The organism is Flavobacterium chungbukense (assembly GCF_020805785.1).
GTDB classification, from domain to species: domain Bacteria; phylum Bacteroidota; class Bacteroidia; order Flavobacteriales; family Flavobacteriaceae; genus Flavobacterium; species Flavobacterium chungbukense.
The window spans coordinates 1,281,096-1,293,992 of record NZ_JAJGZV010000001.1 but is presented as its reverse complement, the minus strand read 5'-3'; the positions used below and the strand labels follow the sequence as shown (position 1 = coordinate 1,293,992).

Sequence of the window (12,897 nt, the reverse complement as noted above, 5' to 3'; positions counted from 1 at the left end):
AAAACAGCCTAAAGGCTGTCTTAATTTTTATGCGATATTAATATAACATATCTGATTTTCTGTAGATGTCATATACAATAATTAACCATTAATGCACCTAGGACATTATAAAATCGAAATATACTTAAAAACTGGAGGAAGAGAATTTCTTAAAAATCTTGTTTTTAAAATTTAATTCGTCCAATTCATATCCACCACGACAAACTAAACTTTAAAATTAAGGAATTCAGCAAGTTCCTTTGTTTGCACAAGATCACTCTGCATAAAATGCTCTACAGCATCTGCTTTTTTTCTATCAGACCTTTTAAGTCGTAAACCTATAATTCTATAATTAAATTCAGCTATTTCAATCCTTATTTCTTCTGCAAGAAATTTATCATCACCAAAATCTCCAGACAAAAGACTTTCCAATTTTAATAATTTCTCTTTGCAGTAACATTTTTCTTCATCACTTAAAATAGCCTCTTTTTTAAAAATCGTCAATAATCTACCTTTAATCATGGTAACAAAACCGCTTCTGCGTCTTGGATTAAATCGTTGATTTTTATTGCAGTCTATGTTATTGCCAAGATAATTTGCAATCTTCCCGGGTTTTATACGCTCGTCATAGTAAGCAGCCAGTTTACTTAAAGGAATACTTCTATTTCTATCCAATGACAAATCAATCTGTCTTAAATAAGCATACAAGAAAACCAGAAAGTCATATTTAACCATATTTTTTTTTAATACCACCATAGGACAACAAACTTAGGTTTAGCACTTTTTAAACTATAAGGAACATGATTCGTAAACAACTCCCCATAATTACCAGGTCCTTTATATACTTCTGGATAAGAAACCGCAGATCTTGGTACCGAAAACTCAACATATGCGCCCTTACCTGCATTTCCAAAATAAGATTTATAAGGATTTGAAAACGGCGGAAATTCAAAATGAACATTACCGTCATGATGCGTCTCTATGAATTGTGCTTTTTTTATTTTTTTCAAATTTTCCACAGATGTATGATGTCTCACCCGCATCACATCCTCGGCTACTGTTGCTTCAGTCCGTGCAATAGAAAAGTCCATAGCGCCAATTCTTGACCCAATACCTTCCACTGCATAAGGAATAGCGAAGGAAGCTGCAATGTCAGGTGCACTATATCCAGCTGTATATGCCCAATCATAAACAGACATATTTGTTACATTCGTATATATCTCTTTCTGATATGCCGAACTTGCATTAAAAATTGTTCTTCCATCCATGAAATTATTTCCGAATGTCTGTAAAGTGCTGCCCCAATAATACGAGCTTCCAATTTTATTTTCGAAAAAATCAAAACTATCAGTAATCCTTTGATTTACACCATCATCAAAACGATCTCCGGCCTTTCCGATATTTGTGAACAAATTAATTATAGACTCATTTGTAATATTCTGTTTTGATCCAACAGCACTTATTCCCAATTCTGGAGGACTATTATAATTATCAAGATAATTGTTCGTAAGATTTGTCGCCACTGTACTAGCTCCCAGCGAAAACGTGCTTGTAGCAGCGCTTATAAAAGCTGCCGAATTCCATTTCGCTGGATTTAATTCCCCACCACTAGCATAAGCACCATGAACATAGGCGCTAAAAAGGTAACCAAATAAAATATTCCAAAACTCACCGCTTTGATCAGTATATTTTACAGGATTATTCATCACATATGCATATCTGTTATAGTTTTGCGTATTAAATGGATCCTGGATGTTGTTGTCAGGCTGTAAAAAACGCCTTAAATTACAGTCATATAGACGGCCATTCATATGAATCATCCCAATACTCTGTAAATGTTCATGGCCAGTATACCCCCTATCCAGCACAGTAAGTCCTGATAAAGCTGCACCGGATCCATTCTGCACAGAAATTACTCCTCCCCAAGGATCAAACAATCGTTTTTCAATAATAGCTCCTGCAGCATTGGAAATCCCTACTATAGAACCTTGATAATCACGCTGTAAGTACAAATAATCATAATTTACACCGTCACTTTTTAAGACAATAGGCGCATTATATGAATCTCCACCAATATAGGTAAGAAATTCAAAAGCTCCCGTTACGGTATTCTGTTTGACTTCCATAGTCCCGTCACTAGAATAAAATTTCCTATATGGTCTCAATAATTTATCTTGCGTTCCACCATAAAACATTGCACTTCGAGCATTATCATCATTATACTCAAAACTAATTTTTTCAATCCCTACATCTTCAACCTGATAAGGGCCTTTAAAAGTATTATAAGTTATAATCTGAGATGGTCTGCTCTGATAATATGCAAGAGCGTTTGGCGCGATATTTACCGAAGAGTTCTGATAAATTTTTCCACTGCTTGGATAATTATAGGTTCCAAGCTGATTAGACAAAATTCTTCCCTTGGCATCATATCCCTGTAAAGCCTTACTTTTCTGTCCTCCAGTAACATTGTCAAGAATAAAGACATTCATTGATGTAGTATTTACTTTTTCTATCCGTAAAATTAAATTTGGGTACTGCATTACAGTGTGACTCAAATTCATAACAGTACCTGTAGTCGAAGTAGCAAGCGTTCCTTTAAAATATTTAACGTTTGCTAATGTTACAGGATCTTGTTCTTGAATATAAACATTAAAAGTATCTGTTCCAAGAACTTTTTTAACATCGTATCGCACTGTAATTTCATCCCCTATAGATTTTCCAGTAACCAAGGTTCTTTTTACTGTACCTGTCGCATTTGGAACAGCAACACTTAGACCACCAGCTGAACTCACTATTGACGCACCATTTTCAACTTGAAAACCTTCCACACTAGATGTGTCAAAAGTACAGTTCATATACTGACCTGTACTTGTTATTTCAGTAAGTCTATCCATTGGATCATATTTAAAATCTTCGATATAATTAAAAAGACCATTAGTTTTTGAGTCCAAGGTACCTTTGGCAACATTGTAAGTATTTTCCATTTTATACATTATATTGGCACCTTGTCTGTACATTTTGTTTATAATGAAATCATTGCCATTATAGTCAACTATTACATTTGTTCCATTTGCAAAGACTCCCGAATTTAGAGCTCCATTATCACTAATAACGTCTTTTTGGCATAAAATGGTTGTGCCATCTAAAATCTGATAAGGGGCGCCGTTCTGATATGTTTTCTTAATGGTTTTACTACTTAACTTTGTACCTGATTTAGCCGCTAAAGTTTCTGTATCGATTCTTCCAAAACTATCAAATCCAATCGTTTTAGTAAAAGTTACATATGGAGTCGTCTCAATAGTCTGATATAGCCTTTTCGCACTATCATAACTATATTCATTACTTATTGTAAGACCGCCATTAAGATAATCTGTATATAAAGAACTAGAAATTTTTCCGGTGTCTGAGGCATAGCTATATGTGGTTTTAGAATTTGCAAATGAACCCACAATTGTTTTCTCTAGTAGTTTTCCTAAGGGATTATAAAAGTAAGTAGTAACACCATTACTATTTTCTTCTGTAACCAGCTCATTAAAATCATTGTAACTGTAATTAAATTCACCAGCGGAAGAATCCGTTAATCGGGTTCTGCGCCCCCACTTATCTTGAAGAACACTGCTAACGGCACCATCGCAATTGCTAGTTTTTAAATTTCCATTTGCGTAATAACCAAATGTTAATATCGCTCCAGAACCGTCATTTACTTCAATAACATTCCCTACAGCATCTTTTCTTACTGTTTTGGTTAGAGTTCCATTATTTGCACTGCTCAAAAGACCTGAATATGTTATCGTTGTTCCACTTCCTATAGCTTGAGATTCCGGCCCCATAAATTTTACGATTCGCCCGTAAGGATCATATGTAGTTAACGACCTTCGAATTTGGGCGGGATAATGAGACACACCTTCTTCAATAATCCGACCATAAATATCATAAATAAAATTTTTACTCAAATAACGACCATTCACATTGGCTTTTACTTTCTCTTGTACCTTCTGTCCAAAATGATTAAAAACATCAGATGTCGCAGTACCATCACTTGAAACCGCTTCTATAATCGAAGTATTTTCTGAAGGATTTTTAGTATAGCTAAATATTATGGTCTTCTGCAAATAGTCCGTTGTTTTTATTTTTCTAAACCATGGATCATATTCATATATCGACGTCTGTCCATATGGATTTGTTTCTGTTTTTAAAGTCCCATTAGGGAAATAGGTAAAAACAGTCTGAAACGATTCGATGTCAGACTTAGATATTAACAATCTCCCTGAAGTGTCATAGGTCCATCCAGCCTCTCTGGAATTTCCACCTGCCGTAATTTTTTTTGAGATTATATTTCCAAAAGAATCATAAGTGTTATCCTCTGTTACATAATTCACCGAAGCATCTGGTCTTTTTTTAACTTGAGATAGTAATTGTTGAGAATTATATAAATAAAGCTCTTCATTAACTGCTGTATCTCCATTATATAAGACAGATTCAGTTTTACTCTCCAGTCGTCCCACGATATGAGGAGATGCAGAGGGCGAAGCATAAACTAGATTTTTAACGCTTGTCTGTGCCAATGTTGAACCTTCTTTTATTAAAACAGTTGTCGAAATAGGATTATTATAAGGATCAAGGCTCACTGTCGTCTCTGTACTTGTATTGGTCAGTCCATCATATTGCTTAACGGAAAGATTTTTTAGTTTAAAAACTTTATTGCTTTGCAGAGCATCGGCAGCTGAATTATAATCCAAAATCGATTTTGATATAAAATTAGCAGGCGTCGCTGCTGACGGAGATGCCAGTCCATCCACGCTATAGTTCTCAGTATTTGCTCCTCTCAAAAGAAAATCAGTTTTTCTGACATTAGAAATAATTGGATAATTGCTGTCATTATGAAGATTAGTTGTTAATACAGACTGAAACCCCATAAAACCAAGCCCTTCGACATTAGTAACCGCATCAAAGTATTTAAATATTTTTTTACTTTGCCCATTACTTGGATAATCGATTTGTGAAACGACTTTAAATCCAGAATTATTCTGCATGGCCAGATAAGGATAAGGTTTTATAGCGCCTGCTTCATAAACTTCATTATTATTTTTTAAGAAACTATAGCTTATATTTTCTTTTACTCCATTGCCAGTTGTAACTGATTTTAGCAAATGCTGGTCGGAAGAAAAGCTGTTATTAGAAAAAAATACAAGTTTACCACCTAATCCAACTACTAATTCAGATTTATTCGGAGTTGTTTTGCTTTTTCTCGAAAATAGTGGATCATTAGTTGTTAAATATGGATCATCAGGATTGTAATATTGGCTCCAGTTATCAGAAAAAACAAATCTAGAAAAATATTGATGGGACCACTGATTTGAATTTTCCCTGCTCTTGTAGTAAAGATCCACTTCCAGGAGATCTTGATCATGAGTTGTAGTATTACCTACTGTATAGTTTCTCTTAACTGGCTTGATTCTTATAATATCTGATCTTCCATCATTATTAAAGTCCATAGCTACCCATCGATCCATCGCTCCATATGGATATGAAGGAGGACTGTACAGAGATGGAAGAGTTTCTTCAGAGAAATATACACCTCCCGTAGAAGTTAATAATTTACCTGTAGCGATGAAGAAAATATCGCTTTTTCCATCCCCGTTATAATCTCCCAACAAAATTGGAAAGTCGTTCGGAGTACGGTGCGTATCATCTCCAATATCTCCTGGAATATTATAATCCCAGTCAATAAATTTTTCGAAAGTATTGTTTACCAAGGTGTAACCTAAAATATCATTGTAAGGAGCCCCCCTAAAAACAATTATATCTGATTTTCCATCCCCATTTATATCTGCTATTTTAATATCATTGGTACCACTAATCATGCCAGGTCCATTGTCCACCCAAACACCAATATCTATCTGTCCAGCACTTGAAATGAAATTTGAGGTTATTCTGCGATCAAGATTAATTACTTTCAAGTTGCTAATGCCGTTAACCGGTTCTCCAAAAACTAGTAGATCTGTTAAATAATCACCATCAAAATCGCCATAGTACTTTATTGCGGGATATCCTTCACTTACTGGGCTGGTTTTTTCATAATCCAGAGTAAGACTTGATAAAGACGTGTTAAATGAGTAAATTTTGTAACGAATTAAGTTATTTTCATTTAAAGTGAGACAAAGATTCTGCTTGCTTGAAATTCCATAATTAGAATCAAGAGAGTTTACAACGTATCTATTGTCATTATTATAAACGGTGAAATAGTTGTTGAATGTAGAATAGTCATCTTTAATTTTTCCAATACTGATTCCCTGCGAAGACGATCGGCTTAAAATTTCAATTTCTCCATCACCATCGAAATCGCCTGCCAACGTATTTCCGCTATTAGAAGATGTAGGAAAAGATGGTGCTGTACGGCTCCATTCAATTTGGGAGCCTACTGCAGACTGATTCTCAACATATGTAAAAACTGTTGGATTTAAAGACTTTGAATTGTCGCCGCTTTTTTCCGTAATCGAGATTAGCCTTTCATATTTCAGAGATGATAGATCATGATTAAGAACATAATTTCTAAATCCAATCCCATTAGTTTTTACAGTGATTTCTGATAAAACTGATAAATCTCGTTTATACTCGCCTGCTATAATCTGTGTATCGTTCAATACTCTGTTTTTATAGATAAAACTAATTTCATTAGGAGGGGTATCGTCATTTTTTGAGCCATATTTTATCCCCATAAGCATTAATTTATCAAAAATTGTATAATTATAAAAATAACTTATTCTAATACCTTGAGGATTTTCCCAGTAAGTCAAAGCGAAATGAATCTGCGAGAGCGAATTAGAACTATTACCAGCTATGTATCCATAATAAGCCTTTGAACCATCTGGATATTCAACTGTAAAATAGGCCGGGCCGATGTCTCCGGTTATTCCTTGAGAGCCGTGTGAGATAATTTTAACATTAGAAAAATTTTCGGTCTCATAGACTGTCCCGTCTCCGCCATATACTCCGGTAGTGCCGTTCTTCACAAGCAGCCTCTGGCCATCTAGAGCATACCTGTCGTTCATTGAGTATTTAATGGTACTTACACCTCCATCATGGAATTTTGTTGATGGAATACGCGAAATAGTCGAAACTCCTGCAATATTCCAACCGTAACCTGCGGAGCCATTACCAGATTGGCTGTCATAAACTAAACTGATTCGGGGTTCTACTCCATTTATACCAGGTGGAACCTTAATCGGAATCGAATAGTTTGCGGCACCTGACAGAGATACTGTCAGCTGTCCTCCAGTATCACCAACTTCTGTTGAAGACCCTGTAGGTGTTGATTGGCCTAAAACACAAAAACTGAAAAATAAAAAAGTAAGAATAAAGTAAATTTTCTTCATAATTAATTATCGTTTAATGATTTTGATAGTTTTTTGTTCTCCGTTGCTGTAATTAAGCAAAACAATGTAAACGCCGACAGGATAATTTTGAAAAGGCAGATTTTGATTATCAACCCCTGAATTTAGCTGATATGAATCCAGTAAAGCACCCGTCATGTAATAGACGGCTATAGAATTTACAGCCTGACCATCAGCAACAGTCCATTTCAGATAAAGCTCTTCTTTAACGGGATTAGGATAGTAGGAAATCTGGTCCTCAGGGTAAAATTTCTCAAGATCTTCTTCCTGGACGGCTTCAATTTCTTTGACTTCTTTGGAAGGTTTTGAACTGCATCCAAAACAGTATGTCCTATTGGTCTGGTTACCGCAGCTGTCATACTGAAAAGTTATCTGATGCTGGGAAAATGAAGTGGCGCCAATAAGCAGGAACAGTAAAATAACTAATTTATTCATAAGCAAAATTTAACAAAATTAAACCTTAAAAAAATATGTTAATAAATATACAATCTTACAAAAAAAATATTAATATTTTACATTTAACATAAAAAATACCTATTTTTTTTACAAAAAAAAATAGCCATTCCAAGAAAATCAATAGCTGAGAAGAAGCAAGCACTACTTAACACATAAAATACTGGATAACAACCTGGTATGTTTCATATTGAAATAATATTGCAATTTGAAGGAGGAAGGACATTCAATAAGAATAATTTATGTAGAAAGTACTATAGCCAACTTAACTAGAATCTTAAGATGGAGGTTATGCGTGGTGCTAGTTTTTTAAATTTACTGCGAAAAGAGGAACTTCACAGCAATTTTGCCTGCATTCTTAAATGAAAGAGTTTTTTATCTTTTAAGCGAAAAATGGCCTTTATAGGTTTTACCGTTTTCTAATTTCACTAAATACCAGTAATCGTCAGCAGGCATCTGTCTTCCAGTATATGTTCCGTCCCAGCCCTGGCTTAAGGGAGCAAATTCTTTCAATAACTTTCCATACCTATCATAAATCTGAACATTCGCTTTTTGCTGTGCTGACGGCAAAAGCCCTTCAATGTTCCAGTAATCGTTGAATCCGTCTTGATTAGGCGTAAAAAAAGCAGGAATTCCAAAAACGGCCACTTCTTCTGAAGCTGTCCCGCAGCCATTTTTGTCTTTTACATAAACTGTATGGATACCCGCAGGCACATTTTCGAAAAAACTTTCTTCTTGATAATAGCCATTCTGATCATCTAAGGCATACGCATAATCTCCATTTCCAGTCACAGAAATTTTGATGGTATTCGACTGGCCAACCACCGCAATTAAATTTGAGGCAATATCTGATGCTGCGACTTTAATAGTTCTTGTTCGACTGCAGCCTGTCTGTTTATTGGTTACCTCTGCAGTAAACACCCCTTCTTTATTCACTATTAAATCATAGCCTGTTTCATCGGGGATTATAGCGCCATTGAAAGACCAGGTGTAATGGTAATCATTAATCAGATTTAAATCCAAAAGTCCGGCATCGATCTTCTTTGTAAATGTGGGCAGGTTACTGCAAACCAGCTCTTCACCTTTTAGATCAATCTTGGGAACCGGGTTTACGATAAAAGGAATTACGGTGCTGGCAGAACAAGCTGTATTATTAGGATTTATAACTTCCACTCTTACATTTTGAGAATCGGTTACAAAAGGATTGGGAAGCGGACTAGGAAGTAATTGGTTATCGCCGCCATAATATCTAACGATCATTCCGGTCTGGCCGCCCAGCAAGGCCGTCTCAAATAGAGAGGTATCAAAAGCATATCTGCCATCCTGCTGAACCGGATCGGGTTCATCATCGCAAACATTGGTAAGCGAGGGATCTATTGCAAATGCTTCAGGCAAATCGTCTACTATAAAAGAAATTGTGGCATGAAATGGGCATGCTGCGGGCGTATTATTCTTCACTGTAACCTTTACAATTTGGGAAGCTGTAACAAACGGATTGGGCAGTGGGCTTGAAAGCGGATTACCATTCTGGTCGGTGTAAGAGACCGTAACATTGGCAATGCCATTCAGCAGCTCCTGTTCAAGGTTTGCAGTATCAAATCCATATAGACCGTCCTGATCATCGTCGCAATGTTCAATTTTTAAATTTTCCACAACAAGGACAGCTTCAACTTTTAAGGTAATATATCCCCCTAGTCCCAGACAGTCATTATTAAGTCTGCTGTCTACCCTAATAAAAATTTTCTGCACATTCGGCGAGTTTGTATTGCGGTAGTTCGAGATATCTGCAATAGCATTTTTCTCCGCCAGGGCGTCTTCAACATTCTGGTAGTAGGTGATATCCAATAATTGCCCCGAAGGAAAAACATTTTCTTTTATATCGGCTGTTATGCCGCTAAAATCAAATGACGCAATTCCATCATTGTTAGTCCCGCGTTCACTATCATCGCACTGCGTAAATGATTTAGAGTAAGTTGCAGGTATCTGAGTTGTCGAAACAACCAGATCTAATTGCGCAATCCGCCAGCAATTGTTTTGATTCGATACACGGACATATACTTTATCGCTGCTGACAGTTTTATTTCGGTATGAAATAGGATTCAAAATGGGTTTGACAGCATTCTGGGCATCAGCCAGAGTTTCATGAAATGTTATTGCATCTACTGGATTTGCCGTTATTTTTTTAATTGCTTCTTCCAAATTAAACTGGCTAAATCCATCAGTATCATCATCGCACTGCTTTAAGCTTACCGTGCTGGCAATTACAGGAAGGCTAAAAACCTTAACATTAAATGATGTTGCAGCTGAGCAGTTTATATTATCCCTATTGGCTACTTTCACAAAAACAGTTTCCGAAGGCAGCATATTTGCATAGGATCCAGGCAAAACTATAGGCTGGGTGAATGCCGCATCGTTGTAATAGGAAATCAAAAATTGAACTGCGGACTGCCCGTTTAGTATTGCAGTTTCCATTTGAGTCAGGTCAAAAATTATTCTCCCGTCGCTATTCGTTCCGATACTGGAATTATCACAGCCAGTCAGGTCAGGAATATTTAAAGGTAAATTTGGTTTTGGACTGTCAAAAACATCAACGGCAAAAGTGATTCTGGCTGTACAATTTGAATTAGCGCTATTGCTGACCTCAGCCGTAATGGTTTCACTCTGATAAGCAGTTCTATTTTCATAACTGCTGGGATTGGCAATAGGAACATTATTCTGGTAATAAGTTACGGTATACAAATTTGGATCCTGTCCGTTTAAAATAACATTATTTTGCTGGGTCAAATCGAACTTGAACAAACCATCATTATTCTCGTCACAAACCAGCATATCTTGAGGCTTTGCGGCAGTCGGAATAATACTTATGACCACTTCTCTGGATTCTGTACTGGAACCAGCCGATCCCGTTGCTGTTACAGAGACATTATAAGTTCCCGATTTCAAATAGGTATGAAAGGGATTTAGATCCGTTGATGCGGTTCCATCTCCAAAATCCCAAGCGGCTGATGCAATTGTTTGAGAGGAATTCAATATAAATGAAGTTTTATCTCCAAGACACAAATTTTTAGCTTCAAAAAAAGCATCAAAATACGAGGTGATAAAGGGCGGCAGTCCCTTATTATGTGTGGTGTTCAACAATAAAGGCTGCCCTATCGGATCAAAATTGCAACCTAAACCTACTATGTTAGGATTATTAATCACCCCTAAGGAGCTTGGATAATAACTACTGTAATATATTTTATTATTGGGTGCCAGCTGCAATGCTCCAATTCCATAGGGAGCATTAAACAGATACAGCTTGGTGCTTGGAATATCATTGCTCTGCAAATCAAACTGCGCCAATCCCTGTGAGGTGTATAACGCTTCCATACTAGCGTAAAGCACATTGGAATCATTTGAAAATTCTACGCCATAGGCATGGACATCCTTTGCAATTAACCTAGGGTTGCTTACAATACCCGATACATTATCAAAATCATAGGTATAAACGCTTCCTTTATAATTATTATAAGGGGTTGTTGGAGTATCGATCTGATCATATGCCGCTGCCAATTTTTTTCCGTTTGGCGATGCCTTAAAGCATCCTATCGCATTTCTCCTATACCCGAAAGTAGGAACACTTGGCAACACAAGTGATTTGACTGGCATAGCTGTGATACCGCCGGACGTCACCCGAAAGGAATAGAAATAATCCGTAAACTGTGTTACAACCCAGAAGCCATTTCCCGAGGCATCACGTACAGCTGTTATCTTTTCAGAACATTTATATTTTATTTCTTCCCCATTTGGATCTGTATTGTATGTTATCAGATGATTATTACGGCTTACAATATCCCCGATGCTGCCATTGGTTCCTGTTTTGGTGAGATCCACTATCGAATAATTTAAGCCGTTATTCAGACCATCATCATTATCCGGAGTTTTGCCGCTATCTTCATCGATATAATTACCTGAAAAATCGCTAGGATAAACAGCCGCATTTTCGTGATGCGGCTCATCTAGGGTAAAAATATAGTATGTTTTTGAATCTCCAGGTTTGGGAACTATGATAGCTGAATTTGTACTGGAGGGATCCCCCATTAATCCGGTGCCGCTAAAGTAATCGCCATTGGGCATAATTATATGATTCTTATCCCATACCGTCCTTCCATCTGTATAAAATAGCAAATTACCTGCAGCATCTGCAATTGATGCACACCCCTCATTGGTAACTAATTTACCATCCGTTAAAGAAGTAACCGATCCATCCTGATGAAACTTCAGCCCCGCGTTCTTACCAAAATACCAGACACTTGCTTCCCTTTGAGCAAAAGAAAATAAAGAAAATAAGTAGCAAATTAAAAGTAATTTTATTTTCAAAGGCATAGTTTTAAAACTAGTTATCCAGCAACTCAACAGTCAAAACTGATGATAATCTCGATGTAAATATAAATAATTTTGATTACTTCCTCCATTGCTTTTTATATTTGACACACCGTATAACTATAACTTCCAGCCCATTACCTATTGTCACTGGCTTAAAGTTTAATTTCAAAAAAAAATGTTTCTCAAAAGCAAAAGAAATATGAAACAAACAAAAGTGATCAAAATAAATTGAATAATCCTTCCACTACATTTACCCGCCTTTCCAGCCAACTGCACTATCACCGGCCAAAATCAAACTAAAAAAATCTGCAACAATTAAAATTATTTAAAAGAAAAGAAACACCTAATCTAAAACTAACTAACTAACTAACTAACTAACTAACTAACTAACTAACTAACTAACTAACTAACTAACTGTCAAGTCTGAGTTTAAAATTCGAATCTGCAGGTAATCATTATTCTCGCACTATAAATAAAGCGGACTTTTTCTTGAGATATTTACTAAAGCTTGTAAAACTATTTAAAAGATGCTCTGGAACATACTAAGATAAAAAAGAGCCGTTAAAGATTGATATACCGAAATACCACCTGCAGTTATATCATTAATAAACATGAAGATAAAATTCCAGCCGTACCAAAAAAAGTTTTAAATTTTACCTATTTGGGAACTTGATTAATTTTTGAAAAATAGTATTTTTGAAAAATA

General features: G+C 36.0%; 4 protein-coding genes. All 4 read right to left on the bottom strand.

Annotation, left to right across the window (positions count from 1 at the left end; genetic code table 11):
* Window positions 1-204 precede the first annotated feature (204 nt).
* Window positions 205-735 (bottom strand): hypothetical protein, encoded by a 531-nt coding sequence (locus LL966_RS05085; protein WP_229350829.1) that lies wholly within the window; start codon window positions 733-735, stop codon window positions 205-207.
* On the bottom strand, window positions 723-7,355 hold the full coding sequence (locus LL966_RS05080; protein WP_229350827.1) for an RHS repeat-associated core domain-containing protein: 6,633 nt from the start codon (window positions 7,353-7,355) through the stop codon (window positions 723-725). Before LL966_RS05080 ends, LL966_RS05085 begins: the two co-directional genes overlap by 13 nt.
* Window positions 7,356-7,361: 6 nt before the next feature.
* On the bottom strand, window positions 7,362-7,808 hold the full coding sequence (locus LL966_RS05075) for a T9SS type A sorting domain-containing protein (RefSeq protein WP_229350825.1): 447 nt from the start codon (window positions 7,806-7,808) through the stop codon (window positions 7,362-7,364).
* Window positions 7,809-8,201: 393 nt separating this feature from the next.
* The gene (locus LL966_RS05070; protein WP_229350823.1) at window positions 8,202-12,185 is read right to left on the bottom strand and encodes a T9SS type B sorting domain-containing protein; all 3,984 of its coding nucleotides are present in this window, start codon (window positions 12,183-12,185) and stop codon (window positions 8,202-8,204) included.
* Between the last annotated feature and the right edge of the window lie 712 nt (window positions 12,186-12,897).

Bases quoted from the DNA above. Each gene is read 5' to 3' on its own strand.
- LL966_RS05075 (WP_229350825.1), bottom strand. From the start codon at position 7,808: ATGAATAAATTAGTTATTTTACTGTTCCTGCTTATTGGCGCCACTTCA.
- LL966_RS05085 (WP_229350829.1), bottom strand. From the start codon at position 735: ATGGTGGTATTAAAAAAAAATATGGTTAAATATGACTTTCTGGTTTTC.
- LL966_RS05080 (WP_229350827.1), bottom strand. From the start codon at position 7,355: ATGAAGAAAATTTACTTTATTCTTACTTTTTTATTTTTCAGTTTTTGT.